19 protein-coding genes and 1 tRNA gene are annotated in these 19,120 nt (G+C 64.2%); 11 read left to right on the forward strand and 9 right to left on the reverse strand.

Going from position 1 to position 19,120, the window contains the following annotated elements; all coding sequences use genetic code 11:
* Nucleotides 1-136 precede the first annotated feature (136 nt).
* The gene (locus tag MUG98_RS23115; protein ID WP_265109755.1) at nt 137-808 is read right to left on the reverse strand and encodes a DUF7345 domain-containing protein; all 672 of its coding nucleotides are present in this window, start codon (nt 806-808) and stop codon (nt 137-139) included.
* Nucleotides 809-998: 190 nt separating this feature from the next.
* Complete coding sequence (locus tag MUG98_RS23120; protein ID WP_425601065.1) at nt 999-2,360, reverse strand: DUF7096 domain-containing protein; 1,362 nt, start codon at nt 2,358-2,360, stop codon at nt 999-1,001.
* Nucleotides 2,361-3,116: 756 nt separating this feature from the next.
* On the opposite strand from MUG98_RS23120, the gene MUG98_RS23125 reads away from it, so the two are divergent.
* The 4 genes from MUG98_RS23125 to MUG98_RS23140 all read left to right on the forward strand — a co-directional run bounded on the left by MUG98_RS23125 (nt 3,117) and on the right by MUG98_RS23140 (nt 6,206).
* A complete protein-coding gene (locus MUG98_RS23125; protein WP_265109757.1) occupies nt 3,117-4,103 on the forward strand; it encodes an MBL fold metallo-hydrolase in 987 nt (328 codons plus the stop codon).
* A 532-nt stretch (nt 4,104-4,635) separates the two neighbouring features.
* The gene (locus MUG98_RS23130; RefSeq protein ID WP_265109758.1) at nt 4,636-5,184 is read left to right on the forward strand and encodes a metallophosphoesterase family protein; all 549 of its coding nucleotides are present in this window, start codon (nt 4,636-4,638) and stop codon (nt 5,182-5,184) included.
* Between the two features lie 161 nt (nt 5,185-5,345).
* The gene (locus MUG98_RS23135; RefSeq protein WP_265109759.1) at nt 5,346-5,948 is read left to right on the forward strand and encodes a uracil-DNA glycosylase; all 603 of its coding nucleotides are present in this window, start codon (nt 5,346-5,348) and stop codon (nt 5,946-5,948) included.
* Nucleotides 5,949-6,056: 108 nt separating this feature from the next.
* A complete protein-coding gene (locus MUG98_RS23140; protein ID WP_265109760.1) occupies nt 6,057-6,206 on the forward strand; it encodes a hypothetical protein in 150 nt (49 codons plus the stop codon).
* Between the two features lie 129 nt (nt 6,207-6,335).
* Here MUG98_RS23140 and MUG98_RS23145 read toward each other — a convergent pair whose 3' ends face one another.
* Both MUG98_RS23145 and MUG98_RS23150 read right to left on the reverse strand, forming a co-directional pair.
* A complete protein-coding gene (locus tag MUG98_RS23145; RefSeq protein ID WP_265109761.1) occupies nt 6,336-6,614 on the reverse strand; it encodes a PadR family transcriptional regulator in 279 nt (92 codons plus the stop codon).
* 449 nt (nt 6,615-7,063) lie between these two features.
* On the reverse strand, nt 7,064-7,258 hold the full coding sequence (locus MUG98_RS23150) for a cold-shock protein (RefSeq protein ID WP_006087767.1): 195 nt from the start codon (nt 7,256-7,258) through the stop codon (nt 7,064-7,066).
* A gap of 445 nt (nt 7,259-7,703) precedes the next feature.
* On the opposite strand from MUG98_RS23150, the gene MUG98_RS23155 reads away from it, so the two are divergent.
* From MUG98_RS23155 to MUG98_RS23165, 3 genes are all read left to right on the forward strand, one after another.
* The gene (locus MUG98_RS23155; RefSeq protein ID WP_265109762.1) at nt 7,704-8,423 is read left to right on the forward strand and encodes a queuosine precursor transporter; all 720 of its coding nucleotides are present in this window, start codon (nt 7,704-7,706) and stop codon (nt 8,421-8,423) included.
* A gap of 122 nt (nt 8,424-8,545) precedes the next feature.
* Nucleotides 8,546-9,652, forward strand: a complete 1,107-nt coding sequence (locus tag MUG98_RS23160; protein ID WP_265109763.1) for an aminopeptidase — start codon at nt 8,546-8,548, stop codon at nt 9,650-9,652.
* 371 nt (nt 9,653-10,023) lie between these two features.
* Complete coding sequence (locus MUG98_RS23165; RefSeq protein ID WP_265109764.1) at nt 10,024-10,638, forward strand: DUF309 domain-containing protein; 615 nt, start codon at nt 10,024-10,026, stop codon at nt 10,636-10,638.
* A gap of 92 nt (nt 10,639-10,730) precedes the next feature.
* On the opposite strand, the gene MUG98_RS23170 is transcribed toward MUG98_RS23165, so the two are convergent.
* Nucleotides 10,731-11,978 (reverse strand): plastocyanin/azurin family copper-binding protein, encoded by a 1,248-nt coding sequence (locus tag MUG98_RS23170; RefSeq protein WP_265109765.1) that lies wholly within the window; start codon nt 11,976-11,978, stop codon nt 10,731-10,733.
* Between the two features lie 432 nt (nt 11,979-12,410).
* Nucleotides 12,411-13,154, reverse strand: a complete 744-nt coding sequence (azf, locus tag MUG98_RS23175) for an NAD-dependent glucose-6-phosphate dehydrogenase Azf (protein WP_265109766.1) — start codon at nt 13,152-13,154, stop codon at nt 12,411-12,413.
* Between the two features lie 149 nt (nt 13,155-13,303).
* Here azf and MUG98_RS23180 point away from each other — a divergent pair, with 149 nt between their 5' ends.
* Both MUG98_RS23180 and MUG98_RS23185 read left to right on the forward strand, forming a co-directional pair.
* The gene (locus MUG98_RS23180; protein WP_265109767.1) at nt 13,304-13,681 is read left to right on the forward strand and encodes a dihydroneopterin aldolase family protein; all 378 of its coding nucleotides are present in this window, start codon (nt 13,304-13,306) and stop codon (nt 13,679-13,681) included.
* Between the two features lie 626 nt (nt 13,682-14,307).
* Nucleotides 14,308-14,751 carry a DUF5790 family protein gene (locus MUG98_RS23185; RefSeq protein WP_265109768.1) on the forward strand — a complete coding sequence of 148 codons (444 nt, stop codon included), beginning with the start codon at nt 14,308-14,310 and terminating at the stop codon, nt 14,749-14,751.
* 51 nt (nt 14,752-14,802) lie between these two features.
* Here the strand turns inward: MUG98_RS23185 and MUG98_RS23190 are convergent, their stop codons facing one another.
* Entirely contained in the window at nt 14,803-15,540 is a 738-nt protein-coding gene (locus MUG98_RS23190) for a creatininase family protein (RefSeq protein ID WP_265109769.1), read from the reverse strand.
* A gap of 143 nt (nt 15,541-15,683) precedes the next feature.
* On the opposite strand from MUG98_RS23190, the gene MUG98_RS23195 reads away from it, so the two are divergent.
* A complete protein-coding gene (locus MUG98_RS23195; RefSeq protein WP_265109770.1) occupies nt 15,684-16,028 on the forward strand; it encodes a DUF5789 family protein in 345 nt (114 codons plus the stop codon).
* A gap of 58 nt (nt 16,029-16,086) precedes the next feature.
* Here MUG98_RS23195 and MUG98_RS23200 read toward each other — a convergent pair whose 3' ends face one another.
* Entirely contained in the window at nt 16,087-18,156 is a 2,070-nt protein-coding gene (locus MUG98_RS23200; RefSeq protein WP_265109771.1) for an ABC transporter ATP-binding protein, read from the reverse strand.
* A gap of 37 nt (nt 18,157-18,193) precedes the next feature.
* Complete coding sequence (locus tag MUG98_RS23205; protein WP_265109772.1) at nt 18,194-18,802, reverse strand: DUF192 domain-containing protein; 609 nt, start codon at nt 18,800-18,802, stop codon at nt 18,194-18,196.
* Nucleotides 18,803-18,864: 62 nt separating this feature from the next.
* Here MUG98_RS23205 and MUG98_RS23210 point away from each other — a divergent pair.
* Nucleotides 18,865-18,938: transfer RNA gene (locus tag MUG98_RS23210), tRNA-Val, on the forward strand.
* Nucleotides 18,939-19,120 lie beyond the last annotated feature (182 nt).

The raw sequence follows: 19,120 nt of genomic DNA on the forward strand, positions 1-19,120 counted from the left end.
GAGCGTCAACTGGAGAGCGGAAGGTGAAGGATGACAGGGTCGACGCCCGTCGACCGGCGGTGCAGAAATCGAGACGCACCGGGGATATGGATAGTATCGAAACCGACGACTCGCTCGTGACTCCGTATTGCTACTTCTAGTGGCGGTACAGCAGCACCGCTGTGCTGACCAGTACCGCGAAGAGGGCGACGCCGACTCCAAATCCGGGCATTCCGATCCCGGTTCCGTCACCGTCGGTCGCCGTCTCCTCCTGCACGGGGACGAAGGTCGCCTCGAAGCCATCGAACTCCGCCCCGGCGTTCCACGTCGCGGCGATCCGGGTTCGATCGGTCGGCGTCGGCGTCACCGACGTAACTTTGTAGTCGTTCGGACCGATAATCCGGACCATGCGATCGACGGTGAATCCGCTACTGAAGGGTTCCCGGATCACGAGCTGATCGCCGTTCTGTACCGCAAGTCCATCCCACGTCGCCGAGAGCGCGACGATTCCAGTATCGTTCTGCTCGGTGAAGGTGATGGAAGCGTTATGGATTTGCATGTCCCGTCCGGATTCGTTTTCAGCCCTGGCAGCGATGGCTCGCATCCGCGTGGCGAATCGGTCCGTTCGTCGCTCACGCGCCGTCGTATTTTCGCGGAGAGCCTCGAATGCCCGCCGGTCACCGTCGGTCGTTAGATCGAACGTGACGGTGATCGTCGTGCGAGCCGATCCGTCCGCGTTGAGCGCCACCACAAACGCCGATTTAGTGGGCACGTCCGCTGCTGTCTGGGTCGTGCCCGCTGCTGTCTGGGTCGCGCCGACTCCTGTCACAGCAGCGACTGGTGCGGTCACGAGGAGAACCGTCGCAACTATTGCACACCCGATGCGAGTCATTCGGCGTTTCGATGCTGTGTGAGATCCGTCGTCGTCAGTCATACGTATGAATCGTATCCGTGTTGCATAATCGAATATCGTCTTGCCCAGATCGACCGCACAATAACGACCGAATCGGCGGGGCGGCTTAGGACTCTTCCTCGTCGTCCGACTCAGAGTCGGTTTCCTGCTCGTCGTCCGACTCAGAGTCGGTTTCCTGCTCGTCTTCTTCCTCTTCGTCGTCCGACTCGGATTCGGGTTCCTGCTCGACTTCTTCCTCCGCTTCGATCTCGAACTCGAGGTCGCCCTCGGCGTCGCCCAACTGTGCCGTCAGATCGGCCTCGCCGGATGCCGGGAGCGTCACCGTCACCGTGCCGTTCGCGTCAGTCGTCCCGACAGTCCGATCGTTCAGGGAGACGGTGGCGTTCTCGGCGGGTGCACCGTCGGCGAGGACCTGCAACGTAACCGTCGCGTTCGGAGCGGGCGTTCCCTCGGTGACGTTCATCGCGAGTTCATCGTCTTCGTCGTCCTCGTCGTCACTCTCGTCCTCTTCATCCTCGTCTTCGCGAGGTTCGATCTCCTCTTCGAGCGCGAAGAGTTCTCCAGAAGACCCATCGACGCTCACCTCGGCTTCGCCCGACAGGTTGGAGGCGTTCCGGAGGGCAAACTCGAACTCGTAGGCGCCCTCGTCCTGCGACACTTCGGACTCGGTCAACTCCCAGTCGCCGTTCGTGGGCGTCGAGAGTGCACCCCGTGCTGTCTCGAGAGCCGCGGACTGCGTCACGGTGATGTTGTTGCCGTCGTCGCGCGGGCGTTCGAATTCACGGGACTGTTCGCCGTCGTCGCTCTCAACCTCGATAGACAGCCCGTTCTCGGCCTCGAGTTCGATCTCGCCTTGCGACTCGCCGGTGAACTGCCTGAGGAGCGCCGCGGCCCCACTGCCGCTGACGCTACTCACGTTCTCGACGGCAGTATCGAGGGCGGTCCGATTGACGCCGGCGGCCCGGAGTTCGGCCGCAGAGACGTCCGCAGCCCGCTGTTGGAGCCGTTCGTAGCTGTCGAGCAGGTTCGTCGCCCGGGCGTTCAAGGTGGCAAGCCGCTGGGCGTACTCGGACTTGCTAATTTCCCCTTCCTCGTACGCCTCGGTGGCCTCCTCGTAGTCCTCGCGGATGGCTTCGGCGCGATCACGGAGTTCATCCGTGCGGTCCGCGATCGCCTCGGCCTTCTCCTCTTCGCCGCCGTTCTCGACGGAAATCTCGAACGCGGTGTTCTCGAAGTCCGTCTGGACCTCGTCACTCGACGCGCCGATGACCGTCGAGAGCTGTTGGCCGACCGTGACGTTCACGCTCGAATTGTTCGCGGTTTCCTGTGCCGTCATCGCAGCTGTCGTCCCCGAAAGGCCACTTCCGGATGGTTGGGCGGTACTCGTTGAGAGTGCCACCGCCGGAGCAGTCATCCCGATCACGACAAACGCTGCGAGCAGTACGGAGCCGATTTCAGTTCGTCTCATCGTTGGTGACACTCACGTCCTGATGGATGATAAACGGACGAGACGATCGGAGTGATTTGCGGACGTTTGCACTCATTTGCACGCTTCGATCGGGCACCGACGCCACAGAAACGCCACGTTTTGATCGGATGGCGTGTGGAAGATCGAGAAATCAGGACTTATAACTCAGCTGACAAACTAGGGCTCCGTATCGGTTGTGACTGTCGTCGCGACGGATTTCGATCCGCCGACCGACTCCGATCTATCCCGTCCGAGTGCACCCGCGAGTAGATCACCAACCGGTTGGCAGACAGATACCGTTCCGAATAGAAGTACTCCCTCCGAGGAGGGACGCGGGAGAAACGCGCGATTTGCGCGAATTCGTCGGACGTGGAACGCGACTGAGCGGCCGAGTTACACCGACACCCGGTCCGATAACAGTCGCGTCGGTCGGCGTTATCGGGCTTTTGGGTGGCGGGATGATTGCGCCTGCGATCACGGCTGACACCTTCTGCCAACAGACGCAACCCGAGACGGGCGGCACCGTCACTGGGCCTGTTGCGTACCAGAACGGGCCGGCCCGCTGGACGACCCACATTCGAGCGCGACTCGATACCGACGAGCGAGTCGCTGCGTACACGGCAGTTCACGCTCGGTTCCGGAACGACACGGCCCGGTCTCGGTCCGTTCCGAGAGCGGATACAGGGCGACGACGCGTGTGGGAGACCGGAATGCTCAGGCTCGGGACTTAGGGCCGATCCGATCGTCGAAACTGCCATGACAGACGCCCGCGCAGGCGATCACGACGGATTCTACGTCACCGCCCTCGGAACGGGCGCGTCGGCACTGGACAACGAGCGCGCGTCCGTCGGGTACGTCGTCCACGTCGCCGGCGTTCCGACGCTGCTGGTGGACGCCGGCGGCGGGACTGCCGCGCGACTCAGCGACGCCCGGATCGATCTGACCGCGCTGGACGCGGTCTTTCTCGGGCATCTCCACGTCGATCACGCGGCCGACGTCCCGGCGATCGTCAAGGCCGCGTATCAACAGGGTCGTGGCGATCGGCCCCTGGCGGTGTACGGACCCGCGGGGAACGCACAGCAGCCTGGAACCGAATCGTGGCTCTCGACCCTGTTCGACGAGGACGGGGCGTACGGCTACCTGTCCGACTTCGTCGAGCGGTACGCGGATGGCAAGTTGGCGCTCCCGGTCACCGAAGTCGACGCCGTCGTCGGGGCGGACGACGAGGTGGCGCGGATCTACGAGCGCGATGGCGTCGCCGTCGACGCGATCCCGGTCGTTCACGGGCGGATTCCGACGCTCGCCTACCGGGTCTCGTACGCGGGACAGTCGTTCACGTTCACCGGCGATTACGCCGCCGAATCGGGGAACGTGCCGAAAATCGCCCGCGGAACCGACGTCCTCGTCCACCACCGCGTGCTCGAGGACGACGCGGACGGTCCGAAAACGGGCCTCCACCCGACCGCGAGCGACTGCGGGCGAAACGCCCGGACGGCCGGGATCGACACCCTCGCCCTGTCGCACGTCGGCCGTGACGATCCCGCCGACCTCGAGACGGCGCTCGAAACCGTCCGTGACGAGTACGACGGCCGAGCGGTCGTCCTCCGGGATCTGGTCGACGTCTATCCCGACGGAACCGTCGTCGATACGCGATCGAACCCGGAGACCGGACCGGGCCGGACCGATCCAGCTGTCGCCGGGCCGGACGTCGTCGTCATCGTCGACGATCGGTCGGACTCGTAGCGCGGTACTGGCGATACTGGCCGTCGGATCGGACTGCTCGCCCTGCTGATCGGTGGTGACGAATCGCCCGTCAGCGGAGCCGACGCGTCTGGACGGCTCGGCGCCGAGAAAGCGGTGCCGGACGACGCTACCGCCGCCCGTGACCGTGGGGACGTGCTGAGCCAGTCCGAGACGAACCCGCGTGGCGTATCGGACCCCTTCGGGGGTGAGGCCGACGAGGGTGCCGTCCAGTTCACGACGGCGAGCGACGAACCGCGCTCGAAACCCGATCTCGAGATGATACGCCGGGTGACCCGCGGTACAACGGGTCCGACGACGCGGTCGAGATCGATCTCTCCGAGTCGTCGCTGGCGGACGAAGCGAGCGAGGCCACCGACTCCGTCCCCGAGCAGTTACAGCCCGTCCAGACCGAGGATGCGGAACCCGAACCGAGTCCGCCGGAGGACGCGTCTCACGTGCAGGCCGACGTAGCCCGGATCGGCCGCCGTCGCACCACCAGTGATTGTTTCAACCGGTCGAGCGATCCACGACCGTGACACTCGCGATTATCTCCGATTCGCACATCCCGGAGCGAGAGTCGTCGATCCCGGAGCCGTTCCGCGAGCGGATCGCCGCTGCCGATTACACCATCCACGCCGGCGACTTCGAGACGCCCGAAGTCCTCGCCGACGTCGAGGAACTCACAGCGGATTTGACGGCCGTCCACGGCAACGTCGATCCGGCCGAGATCGGCCTGCTGTCGGTCGCCGAGGTCGCGGTCGACGGCGTCACCTTCGTCGTCACCCACGGGACGCTGAACCCGGTCAGCGCGGCCGTCTACAATGACTACGGGTTCGTCATGAGCGCCGAGGGCTGGGCGAGCGCGATCGCCGACACGGCCCGCGCCCGAACGCGAGCCTGGGACGGCGAGGGGATCGTCGGCGTCGGTGGCCACACGCACCAGGTCGAGGACACGGTCCACGAGGACGTCCGCGTCCTCAACCCCGGCTCCGTCACGGGGGCCGATCCGGCCGAGGAGGCGACGATGCTGACCGTCGAGGTCGACGACGGCGAGATCGACGTCACGCAGCATCAGGCCTGACCGGACGGAAGCGACGCCGACGACGAATCGGACGAGGTCGACCACGCGTAGCGCTCGCGTACCGGAGTGGGTTCCCGATCGATCTCGCCGACGGATGTCCGTCGACCGGGGTGCGAAAGTAAGGGAAACGGTGTTTCCGGTCCCGGTCGTAGCTCCGCACGATGACCGATCAGCCATCGACCGACTGGGCGTTCGAGACCGCGTTCGCGGACGCGCTCGACGCGGTTCCGGACGACCACCACGATCCCGATCGGTTCGTCCCCGGCGTCGGCCCGCTGTCGGCCGACGTGATGCTCGTCGGCGAGGCACCGGGCGGACGGGAGGTCGCCGAGGGCGAACCGTTCGTCGGACAGGCCGGCTCCCAGCTCGATCGGGCGCTCGAATCGATCGGCCACGATCGCCGGGACCTGTACATCACCAACCTCGTCAAGGTGCGGCCGCCGGAGAACCGCGATCCCCACGTCGCGGAGATCGAGGCGTGGTGGCCGGTGCTGGAGGCCGAGATCGAGCGCGTCGACCCAACCGTCATCGTTCCGATGGGAAGCTTCGCGACGGCCGAGATACTCGACACCGACGAGACGATCACCGACCTGCACGGTCGAGAGTTCGAGCGCGAGATGACGGGCACCGCTCGCGGAGACGAGTCGGGAGAGCGTGCGGAGCGGATCGTCGTCCCGTCGTTTCACCCGGCCGCAGCGCTGTACGATCGCAGCAAGGTCGACGCGATCGAGGCCGATCTGGCGGCGGCGCTGGAGCGGGCGTGACGACGGCGGCGTTTCGAAGCCGGTCCCGACGGTCGGGGGCGCCCGGATCCGAGCAGTCGGCTCCCGGACACCGTTGCATTTTAAGAGTGACACCTGCTATCAGTAGCTATGGAACTCGACGAACTCCTCGAAGGGGAATCACTCACCGGGCGTCAGGCAGCGATCATCTTCTTTACCTTTCTCATCCTCATCGTCCTGGCCGCACTGTTTCTCATCACCTTCAGCGATTTCTTCCGGAATCTCGTCGCGTTCGCGTGATCGGTCGCCGTCGACGGTCGTCCTGGATCCGTGACGACTCCCGGGAACGTCTGCCGGAACCGAGCTATCCAGCCGGTGGCCGTCGCTCGATCGATGCTCGTCGATCGGTGTCGACGCCGGACTCGTGCGTTACAGTTCGTCGAGGTACTGCGTTTCCCACTCCCGGCGCTGTTCGATCTGCTGGCGGCCCTCGTCGCTGATCGCGTAGTAGTTCGTTCGGCGATCGAGTTGTCCCTTCTCGACGAGCCCCTTGTTGACGAGCGTGTCGAGGTTCGGATAGAGTCGGCCGTGGTTGATGTCGCTGCTGTAGTACGTCTCGATCTCGTCTTTCACGTCCTGGCCGGACGGCTGGTCGGCGCCTGCGATGACGTACAGGAGATCTCGCTGAAACCCGGTCAGATCGTCCATGGTTCACCCATGTAGTCACACCAGTAGACTGATTGTTTGTTATCGATCACGTATCTGGGGTTTTGGTGCCGGTTTCGTGGTCCTGATCGGCGTAGCGACCACAATCGTGGCGACGCTATACCGTAGGAGCCACCTACCGCGACCGGCTGTCGTGCCGTCGTAGTCGTCGATCGAAGGCCGGTTTTCCGCCGCGAGACGCGGCGTGTGTACGTCGTAGTGACTGCCGACTATCGTAATGGTGACGATAGCAACCCCGATCGTGACGACTCGTCTCACGTCGCCGGGAGAAGGCACCCGCCGGTCCGCGATCGGCGTGATGGCCTGCCGGAACAGCCGCGGCTCCTCGAGCGACGCGTCGCGTCGTAGCCGACGCGGCCGTGGCTCGTCGAGTAGCGTGCTGAAGAATTGCTAATCGAATGTGAACCCGTTACCGAACGTGAGAGGCCGTGTTACAGGCGGGTGACGTTGGTGGCGCGGGGGCCCTTGGGGGCCTGTTCGATGTCGAATTCGATGTCTGTGCCTTCTTCGAGGTCCGGACCGCCAACGTCTTCCATGTGGAAGAAAACGTCATCGTCCGCGTCGTCCGTCGAAATGAAACCGTAGCCGCCTGTGTCGTTGAAGAAATCAACGTTTCCTTTCGCCATTGCAACCTAACGAACCCCCGCCACACGTATAACAGTTGTGTTATAGTTATTCTATCGAAAGGAAAATAATTCGAAGTGGAATCTACCATACGGGGAACGATCGGCTCAAATACGTCAGATTCGGTTTTCACGAATCTCGGACAAAACACGTCTCGATGGGACGAAATGACGATCGGTCCGTCCCCGGAGCGACGCCTACCGCACCGCTTCGGCAGTGTGTGGGCGTGGCTGTGTCCGTCTCGTTCCGCGACACGACGGCGGCGATCGAGACGATCGTCGCGTTCGACGCCGACCGATCGTCCAGAACGACCACGTCTCGGCCGTGCGTCCGCGTCGTATGGGGCGTGCTCACAGCCCGACGGCCATCGCTTGCGATCACCGGGATCATACTCGGGCCCGCCTCGAATAGCACCGTTTAGGTAGATTCACTGACTAACCCAGGGATATGACTCAGCATCGCGGCACGCCGACGATCGCACAGGTGGCCCTGATCGGGCTATTCGTGGCGGCGCTCGTCACGGCCCAGTTGACCGCCTCGAAGGTACTCGCGTTCGACATCCCCGTGGCGCTCCCGATCACGGGAGCACAACTCGCCCTACCCGGAGCGGCGCTCGCCTACGCGCTGACGTTTCTCGCGAGCGACTGTTACACCGAACTGTACGGCAAGCGCGCGGCTCAGATCGTCGTCAACGTCGGGTTCGCGCTGAACTTCGTCGTCCTCGCGCTCGTCTGGTCGACGATTGCCGCACCGGCGGCCGATCCAGACAGTGCCGGGCAGTTCGCGACAGTGCTCGGCGCGTCGACGAACATCGTCCTCGGCAGTCTCCTCGCGTACATAATTAGCCAGAACTGGGACGTGATCGTCTTCCACCGGATCCGGGAGTACACCGGCTCCGAGAAACTCTGGCTCCGCAACATCGGGTCCACGGCGAGCAGCCAGGCGATCGACACCGTCGTCTTCGTCGCCGTCGGCTTCGTCGTCGCGCCGGCACTCTTGGACGTCGGCATGGACTCACTCGGGTTCCGGGCGGCGCTCAACCTGGTGATCGGCCAGTACCTGCTGAAGTTCGCGATCGCGGTGCTGGACACGCCAATCGTCTACGCGATCGTCTCGCTCGTGCGATCGCGCGAAGGTGCGGAGGCCGGTGAGGCGCACGTCGCCTGATTCCGATTCCTGTTCGAGTGATCCGCTAGTTCTGAGATCGCAACTGTTCGCGTGCGGTCGGCCGAATTCTCTCCCACGATCGATCGGAGATCGTTTTAGTACCTCGCGGGTGAGCCACCGGTATGGACGAACGCGTTCGCGAACACGCGGCGGTACTGGTCGACTGGAGCGCACGAATCGAGGCGGGCGACAACGTGGTTCTCTCGGCGGGCCCGGACGCCCACGAACTCGCCGTCGCCGTCGCCGAGGAACTCGGCGAGCGAGGTGCGAACCTGCTCGCGACCTACAGTTCCGGCGAGGTCACGCGTGCGTACCTCCGGGCGCACGACGGCGACTTCGACGAGAACCCGGCCCACGAACGCGCGCTGCTCGAGGAGAGCGACGTCTACCTCTCGCTGGGCGGCGGGCGGAACACGAGTGCGACCGCCGACGTGCCGGGCGAGATCCGGCAGGCCTACAGCAGCGCCCGGACCGAGATCCGCGAGGAGCGGTACGACACGCGCTGGGTCTCGACGGTCCATCCAACCCGATCGCTCGCCCAGCAGGCGAACATGGCATTCGAGGAGTACCGGGAGTTCGCGTACGACGCCATCCTTCGGGACTGGGAGTCCCTCGCTGAGGAGATGGCCCGGTTGAAGGACCTGCTCGACGAGGGGACGGAGGTACGACTCGTCTCGACCGACACCGATCTCACGGTGTCGATCGAGGGCCGGACCGCGGTCAACAGCGCGGCGTCGGTCGTCTACGACTCGCACAACCTGCCGAGCGGCGAGGTCTTCACCGCCCCCGCCGCGACCGAGGGCGTGGTCAGCTTCGACGTCCCGATGACGATCCGCGGAGAACCGGTCCGGAACGCCCGGATGACGTTCGAGGACGGCGAAGTCGTCGACTACGCGGCCGAACAGGGCGAGGACGTGATCGGCGAAATTCTCGAGACCGATGCGGGTGCCCGCCGCCTCGGCGAACTCGGGATCGGGATGAACCGCGGGATCGATCGGTACACGGACAATATCCTCTTCGACGAGAAGATGGGCGAGACGATCCACCTCGCGCTCGGGCGGGCCTACGACGCCTGTCTGCCCGACGGCGAGTCGGGCAACGATTCCGCCGTCCACGTCGACATGATCACCGACGTCAGCGCGGACTCCCGACTCGAGATCGACGGGGAGGTGATCCAGGAGAACGGTCGTTTTCGGTGGGAAGAGCGCGGTTCGGAGCGAACGGAGTGAGCGAGAACCGCGGTATGCGAACGGGAAACGGACGTGACCCGTGAGCCGTGGAGCGAGCGCGGTTCGGAGCGAACGGAGTGAGCGAGAACCGCGACAGTGCGATCGGTGCGGACAGGAACCGATTACCGGAGTAACACCACATTACTGGCCGTCTCGCTGCGAGATGGACGATCGAAGTGACCGCATAGTAATGGTCGATTCTCCCCTCGAGTGTGACACCGCCATGACCGGTGGCGGCCAGTAACCGGTCCGGGCGATACGCTGCTCATCGCCCCTCCCCCGCTTCGACAGTTGTCTGCCCGCCCTGCCGGAGGCGGTACGTATCCGGCACTATCGGTTCCATTTATCGCCGTCGAGTCCGAACGATCGGTATGCGCGATCGGCTCCGGGCAGGTGTCGCCGTCTACAACGACGGGTACTACCACGCCGCACACGACGCCTGGGAGGACTACTGGCTCGACCTCGACGCCGGGACCGACGACGAGCGCCTGTTACACGGGTTGATCCAGTTCACCGCCGCCGTCTACCACGCCCGCGATCGCAACTGGGCGGGTGCCGTCGGCCTCGCGAGGAGCGGTCGGGACTACCTCGACGGCTTGCCGGCGGACTACCGCGACGTTCGACTCGACGCGATCCGGTCGGTTCTCGAGACGCTCGCGGCGGATCCCGAGGTCGTCGAGCGCCGCTCGCCGCCGCCGATCGAACACGAGGGCACGACGCCCGCGCTCGCGGATCTCGGATTCGAACCGACGGCGATCGCGGCGGTCGTCCTCGCCGAAGAACTTGAGTTCGACGAGGAACCGATCGACCGGGCGAAAGCCTACGCAGAGAGCGATCTGGCGGCCGGCGAAGACGACAGCCAGTTCATCACGTTGCTGTTCGACTTCGTCCGCGAAGACGAGCACCGCGGGATCGTTTTCCAGCGACTGACGGAGCACGTCCAGCGGCGGACACATCGCGAAGAAGACGTCGAAGGGCTGTTCTGACCGACCCAATTCCTCGGGTCGGTCGCACCGGATCTCGATCGCCTTCCGCCGAATTATTTCGTGGCTCGTCCCCGACGCCGACGTTCGGCAGTCTATTCGTTCGAGTCGGACCGAATGGGAGTCCCATCGGGTCCGAGGACCCACCAGACGCCGTTGCTCCCCTGTCCACGAGCGTCGCCCGGTGCGTCGTCCTGGGCGAAGCCGTACAGCGGCCAGCCGTTGGCCATCACCTGCATCTCGCCGGTTTCTCGCTCGAAGGTCTCGAGGTCGGCGGTGACGTCGTCGCCAGCGGCGATCGTGTCGGTGGTGAGCGGCGGCCACGCATCGGCGCAATCCTCGTAACAGGCACTCTCCGACTCTCCCTGGGTGTCCTGATCGAACATGTACAGCGTCATTTCGTCCGAGTCGACCAGGATGTCCCCGTGCTCGGGGTGGTCGCGGACTTGAACGGTCGGCGCTGTCTCCTCGGCTTCGTCACGATCCGGGAGTTCATCTGCGAAGCGATCGATATCGGCGAGGACGTCCTCGAACGGCACCGTTCCCTGATCTTGAATCGTCGCCGGATCGAGCGCGGGAGCGGCGAGGATTTCGTGCGGTGTCAGCCACGCCCACTCGCAGTCCTCGTTCCCCTCGGTCGTCGCGTTGAGTTCGTGTTCGAGGAATTCCGTGCTAAACGGCGCAAGGAGCGGCGGGTCGTCACTCCCTTCGAACGTATCCTCGTAGTCTGGCACGTCGTCCTCCCCGAAGTCGCCGACGATAATTCGCATGGCCATGCCGAGAACGTGGTGTGGACCACAGTACACGTCGTACACGCCCGCTTCGGTGAACTCGTAGAGCCAGGCGCTACCGGCGTTGAGTACCGGCGACGAGAACGGGGGGACTCCGTCAGGCACCCGCTGTTGGAAGCCCTGTGCGGGATGATAGGCCGTAATCGTGTGATCGGGAGATTCGGGGGTAAACTGCACGACGTCGCCAGCACTCACGTGAATGCCAGTCGGTTCGAAGTGGAAGAAGGGGGGACGACCCGGGTTCTCCGGGTCTTCCGGTTCCTCCGTGTGGAGTTCGATTTCGTGGTCCGGGACAAGGGTCTCGGGAATTGCCTCGACGTCCGGCGCCGCAAAGCCGTACTGCGGGTCGATCTCCGCCGCGTCGGACCCGGTAGTATCGGTCTCTTCTGCGTCGGAGTCATCGTCGTCGCGAGCGGATGCGAGACCACTGCCCAGCGAGAGGGTGATCCCCGCGCCCAGCGTTTTCAGCAGCGGTCGCCGCTCGAAGTCGATCCACTCGGCTATCGGTTTGTCGAACGATTCCTCTGTTCTCTCCGCCTCGGGTGATCGCATCGTATCACTCCCCCAGTTGCTGTCGCCTGCGTCGAATACGTAAACTCACGGAGGAATATAGTGACAGGATCGTTCCATCTCGATAAAGTCTGATAACCAATGTATCGAATACTGTACCTCTCCAGGCGGCGTCCGCCGCCCGCACCATGGTAATAACTAACACACTCGGGGGGGGAGATGGAACGACTCTCTGGACCATAATTTCATTTACTTCTATATAGAATACTAAACGCTTGGCGACCCCACCCGTTCCACATTCGGACCGCTCGAGTTCAAAAATCCGGGTACTGTCTGTGGGATGATTACGGACGATCCGATCGATAGCTGTCTCTCGCCGAGATACCGTCTCTGGCTCCGAAAGCGAGGGTAGAGAGACTGCTCGGGTCGGGACTTCTCCCGGCCCACTCGTGGGGTTTCGAGGCCTGATCGCAGTCAATCGTGTCGCGCCGAGTTGTCCCGTGGGTCGTAGCCGAGCACTTCGCGAGCACGATCGATCGAGTAGTACTTGCGATCGTTGTCGGAGATGCCGTAGACGATTTCGTAGTCGTAGTCGGCGCGAATGCACCGATCGAACAGGTGCGCACAGTCCCGGTAGGAGAGCCACATCGCCTGTCCGCGCTCGTAGTCGATCGGCGGGTGGCCCTCGGTGAGGTTACCGATGCGGACGTTGACGACGGAAATCCCGTACTCGTCGTGGTAGTAGCGGCCGAGGGTTTCGCCGGCCGCCTTCGAGACGCCGTAGAGGTTGCTAGGGCGGGGTAACTCGGTGCCGTCTAACAGGTAGTCGTCGTGGGATCGGTACATGTCGGGCGTGCGCTCGTCGGTTTCGTAGGCGCCGACGGCGTGGTTCGACGAGGCGAAGGCGATTTTCTCGACGCCGGCGTCGACGGCGGCCTCGAAAATGCTCTGCGTGCCGTCGATGTTGTTCGTCAGGACGCTCTCCCACGGTGCCTCCGGGCGGGGATCACCCGCGAGGTGGATCACCACGTCGATCCCCTCCATCGCCTCGCGGACGGCGTCCTCGTCGGTGATGTCCGCGACGACGAACTCGCCCGGGTGGTCCTCTGTCGGCGGATCGCGATCCATCAAGCGCCACTCGTGCTCGTCGGCGAGGCCGCCGAGAATCGCCTCACCGACGCGCCCCGCAGCCCCCGTGAGCAGGACCGACTGTGCCATTCGTTCGGTGTGAAGGTGAGCGTCGATAAGTAACGTGCGATTCCGCGTCGGTTCGGTCGTCGCTGGCATAGTCCACCCCGCCTCCCGACGCGCTCGCGCGACGTCGCGACACCGGAATGACCTTCTCGGTTGCACTCGAGTCCTTCCGTATGGCTCCCGATTCGGACCCGAACTCGACCCCGACGGACGCCGAAGCCGCCTGCTTCGAGGCCGGCATCAAGTTCGGTTCGCTCTACCACCAGTTCGCCGGCACCCCGATCTCGCCCGAGAGCGCGCCGAGTCTCGCGACCGCGATCGAGGAGTCGATCGAGAATCAGCCCCACTGTACCGAGGTGACGGTCGACGTCCGGGACGACGAACTGGCCGCGGCACTCGCGGAGGCGACCGCGGACTACACCGAACTGACGGGCCGCTTTCTCGAGGTCGAGATCATCGTCGAGTACGAGGGCTGTGAGGTCGTTACGCGCATGGAAATGGAAGACGGGTATCCGCTGATGCGACTCGAGTCGGTTCGCGGGCGAGAATAACGGACCGGCGCCCTACTGAGGGGCGTTCCCGTCACACGCTATACGAACGGCGATGCTGTGCCGGGGCACCTGTTTCCGGAATCCTGCAACCGACTCCCCTCGCGGGGAGACCGACGCCTCGCGGCTCAGGAGTTCCGCTGAACCGCTTCCCGTTCCGGTTCGTCGAGGGCATATCCGCCTCCATCCCCATCCCCATTCCCATCGTCGTCCGGATTACTACAGCCGGCAAGAACGACGGTTGTGACGGTGGTAGACGCGGCCAGGAACCGTCTCCGTTCCATATTGCTACTTGGTAACGTATGGCAATAAATCGTGGGGTGTGATCGTTCTTCGCCCGCGAACCGATACCCCGATCCGATCGAAATGGCGACGGCTGAGCGGATCGGTTCTGACGCAGTTTGGGGCCGACTCGGACTGGCAAGAGGCTCCAGTTTTCGCCACGAAGCGACCGTGCCCGATCGAACCCGCATCGAGCACCGGGGATTCGACGTCCAGTCGTTCGACGTCCTGGGACAACTACCCTTTCGAAATTCGATCGTCGATCGGCCGATATCAACTCTCTTGCGCCGGTTTTCACTTTCACTTTCGGGCTACCTTTTAACCCCGGTCCCCGTGAAGGCAAGGACATGAGTCAAGCGACACTCGGCGACGACGACGAACTGTTCGGCGAAGCGGCCAACGAGATGCGCGAGGACGTCGAATCCTCGCTCGCAGCGGCCTGGGACGCACTGCCGACCGCCGACGACGTCTGGGAGACCGACGCGGACAACGTCCTGGGCGTGCTCAACGGGCTCAACTCCGCGCTGGACGCCGGAGACGCCGAGGATCACCTCCGGGACGCCAAGAAGTGGTTCACGATGGGCCAGCGGGCTGACGCCTTCGACGACGCCGACGACCTCGAGGAAGAGATCGGCGATCTCGAGGACGCAATCACGGACATCGCCGCGGCGGGCGAGCAGGTCGGCGATCTCACGTCGACGATCCCGGCACTTCGGAGTACGCTCGAGGACGCCGGACCAGCCGCCGAGGACGAGGCCGACGGAGCGGACGCGGCGGAGGAAGACGAGTAACGACCGAACTCGGTTTCTCCCTCGTCGGTACCGCGCCCATTCTCCTCGTCGCTATCGACGCTCGGGCCGCGAGACGTCGCGCTCGACGATCGTTTCGAGGAGTCTCACGAGCGCGTCCGCCGCCAGTTCGAGCAACTCTTCGCCGCGTCGTTCGTCGCCGTTGCCCGGATCGCCGACCACGCCGTTGTCGGTAAACTCCGCCGCGTCGTAGGCCAGGTTCGTGTGACTCGTCCACTCGCCCCAGCCGTCGGCTCGCCCCTCCTGTGCGGCCTCGATCCGGTCCTCACGGATCAGTTCCGGGTCGACGTGGCGCAGCAGCGCCGTCTCGAGCGGGCCGCCGTGGCCCATATCGGCCGAGTGCTCACCGACGGCCTCGAACCAGGTGAACGGCACGGCGTACGCCGCCCCCGACCGCGTCAGGTTCCCCCCGACTTCCCGCAGCGCGTCGACGTTCCCGCCGTGGCCGTTGACGAGGACGACCCGCTCGAACCCGTGGTGAGCGAGACTCTCGACGGCTTCGCGGACGTAGCTCCGGAAGGTGTCCTCCGAGACCCACATCGTCCCGGGGAACTGGCGGTGTTCCTCGGCGATCCCGATCGGAATCGCCGGGGCCCGGACGACCTCGCGATCGGTTCGATCGACGGCGGCGTCGGTGACGGCTTCGGCCCCGATCACGTCCGTCCCGAGCGGCGCGTGAGGGCCGTGCTGTTCCGTGCTGCCGACGGGGACGACCGCGAGGTCGGTATCGACGTCTCGCACGTCGGTCCACGTCGCGTCGGAGAGGTCCATAGATGAGTGCTCCGACCGTGTGGACATGAAACTCCCGGTGGCCGTAGCGGGTCGTCGGTGGCTGGTTCAGCGGCGTCATCGACGTGCCCACGGTGGCGTGCGCAGGGCCAACCTGTTTTAACGACCTCACTCAGTATCCACCCATGAGTGACGAAAACCGCGAACTCGGTGTCGAACTCGGCGACTTGGAAGACGAACTCGAGAGTCAGGAGTATCCCGTCAGTCAGGACGATCTGCTCGACGAGTACGGGGACGAGCGGATCGGCATGGGCGAGGAGACGATGACCCTCGAAGAACTCATCGGGCCGCTGAACGAAGACGAGTACCGGGACTACGGCGAGATCGAGCAGGCGATCATGAACATGGTGAGCGACGAGGCGATCGGTCGGAAGAACTACAGCGATCGGACGCCGCCGGCGGCGGGCGAAGACAGGCAGAACGAGGGGGCACCGGACCAGGAGGGACAGCGCGAGCAGGAGTCGTTCTGACCGTCTGCGCGATCGGGAGACGGGGCCTCGGCTGCCCGATGGGCCGTTAGCGGCTAGATTAGTCGTCGTCGCCGATGTCCACGTCCACTTCGGTCCGCGCCTGCCTGCGCTGGGCGCGTTCGATGAACTCCTGTGGCAACTCGTCGATTTCGCCCGCCTGGACGCCCCAGAGGTGCGAGTAGAGGCCGTCGTTGGCCAGCAGTTCCTCGTGAGTCCCCCGCTCGACGATCTCGCCGTCCTCGAGGACGACGATCTGATCGGCGTCCTTGATCGTAGAGAGCCGGTGGGCGATCGCGAACGTCGTTCGATCCGCGGCGAGGTCGTCGATCGATCGCTGGATGAGCATCTCCGTCTCGGTGTCGACGTCGCTCGTGGCCTCGTCCAAGATCAGGATGTCGGGGTCTTTGAGGATCGCACGCGCGATAGAGATGCGCTGGCGCTGGCCGCCCGAGAGTTTGACGCCGCGTTCGCCGACCTCAGTGTCGTATCCCTCCGGCAAGTTCTGGATGAACTCGTGTGCCTCGGCCATCTTCGCCGCCTCGATCACCTCCTCGCGGCTGGCGTCGAAGGTGCCGTACGTGATGTTCTCCTCGACGGTGCCGTAGAACAGGAACGTGTCCTGGCTGACGTAGCCGATCGCCTGCCTGAGACTGGGCAGTGTCACGTTCCGGATGTCCTGTCCATCGATCCGGATCGCGCCCTCGTCGACGTCGTACAGCCGCAACAGGAGCTTCAGCACTGTGGACTTGCCGGCTCCCGTTGGACCGACGAGCGCGAGCGTCTCGCCCCCATCGACCGTGACGTCGACGTCCTCGATGATCGTCTTCCCATCGTCTCCCGAGTCGCGATGCTCCTCGCTCACGGGTCGTCCCTCCCCGTTTGCGTCTCCGAGGTCCTCACTTCGTTCGGACCTCGCTTCGCTCGACCGGTCCGAGGCGCGTGGCGCCTCGCTGTCGTAGCTGAACGTGACGTCGTCGTACTCGACGCGACCCTCCGTGACCTCGAGTTCGGTCGCGTCGGGGTTTTCCGCGATTCGCGCCGGTTCGTCCATCAGCCCGAACGTCCGCGCGCTCGAGGCGCGGGCGCGCTGGTACATGTTGATGATCTGCCCGAATTGCGCCATCGGCCAGATGAACCGCTGGGTGAGCAGGATGAAGGTGACGAACTCCCCGAGTGCCAGCGGTTCGGTGAAGATCCACGGGGCCTCCCCCTCGGCCGAGAGCACCCACAGGCCGCCGATGAGGAACGTGGCGACGAAGCCGATCCCCGCGAGGACGCGCAGCCCGGGAAAGAACTTGATCCGGGTCTCGATGGCGTCCCAGTTGGCGTCGAAGTACTCCTGCGAGACGTCGTCGACGCGATCGGATTCGTACGACTCCGTGTTGCTCGATTTGATGACCGTGATCCCGCCGAGGTTGTTCTCCAGCCGCGAGTTGACCCTGCCGACCGTCGATCGCACCTCGGCGTACTTCGGCTGGATGATCTTGATGAAGTAGTACGTGAAGAGGCCGATCAGCGGCACGGGCAGCAGCGCCACGAGCGCGAGTTGCCAGTTGAAGTAGAAGAGGACGCCCGCGATCCCGAGCACCATCACGACCAGTCGGAACAGGGAGTTCATCCCGTCGTTGAGGAAGCGCTCTAATCGGTTGACGTCGTTCGAGAGGATCGACATCATCTCGCCGGTCTGTTTGTCGGCGAAGAAGTCCATGTTCAGCCGCTGCATCTTGTCGTAGGTGTCGGTTCGGATGTCGTGTTGGATGTTCTGTGCGAAGGAGTTGAATCCCCAGTTACGCACCCAGTGGAACAGCGCAGCGCCGAAGAACGCGCCCGCGATCAGGCCGACGGTAAGGAGGAGTTGCTCCTGCGGGTCCGCGGGGACGAACGCCGCCGGAACGAACCAGATGTCGGCGAACGCTTTCTCCTGGCGAAAGATCGCGTCGACGGCAAAGCCCAGCAAAATCGGCGGAACGAGGTCGAGCAGTCGCGCGAAGACGCTCGCGACGACGCCGACGATTGCAGAGTTCCGGTAGGTCCGTCCGTACTCGAAGAACAGCCGCTTCATCGGATTCTCGATTTTCTCGCGCTGTTCCTCGAACGGATCGTCTTTCTCCCAGTCGACGCCGCTCATTACCAGCGCCTCGGGGGCCGTCGCAAATAAGAGTTTGCTACGAATCGAAATAGGTCGGTTCGGCGATCGATCGGGCCCCGACGACCGACTCGCTCGCGTCCGCGCGTGGCTCCTGCGGGATAATCGTCCCGACGCTCACCTCGTTCGACTCGAGGTCGATCTCGACCTCGTCGCCGACCTCGATCCCCGTCTCGTTCGCGTAGCCGCGTGGGACCTCGAGCACCCACTTCGCTTCGCCGGAGTACTGGAGTTCCTCGCCGTCCTCGCCGGGTTCGGGGGCCCGCGCGTGTTCGATCGTCGTCACCGTCCGATCGGCGTCGATGAAGATGATGTCGATGTCGAAATCCATCTCCCGCATGACGTAGGTGCGCTCCTCTTCGTCCTCGTGTACGAACAGCATCCCGGTTCCCGATTCGAGGGAGTCGTGGTCGCTCAGGCCAGTGTAGCGTTCCCCTGGCGTATCCGCGACTTCGACCTCGACGACTGCCTTGGGTTCGTCCTCGTCGGTGTCGTCGTCGACGACGCGCACCTCGCCCTCGTCTGCAGTCCACGGCGCGGAGACGATGCCGCTCTGGACGAGGAGGACGAGGACGACCGAACAGGCTGCGATCACGAGCAACCCTTTCCAGACGCGTTCGAGGGCCATGCCGAATAGCTGCCACGCGAGAAAGTAAAGGTTATTCGGACGGGGGAACTCAGTCGAGATGCGGGCTCGTGGTCTAGCTGGTCATGACGCGGCCTTTACAAGGCCGAGGTCGGCGGTTCGAACCCGCCCGAGCCCATATTCCTGCCGCGAACAACTCGTGAGCGGCAGAAATATGCCGCGAGAGGCGGTTCGAAGTAGACGAGACGCGCACAGCGAAGCGAGCACGTCTCGGCGTAGTTCGAACCCGCCCGAGCCCACTTTGCTGTCGCGAACGATCCGTGAGCGATAGGGTCGAACCCGCCCGGGCCCACGATCGGA

The organism is Halosolutus halophilus, assembly GCF_022869805.1.
Taxonomy (GTDB): domain Archaea; phylum Halobacteriota; class Halobacteria; order Halobacteriales; family Natrialbaceae; genus Halosolutus; species Halosolutus halophilus.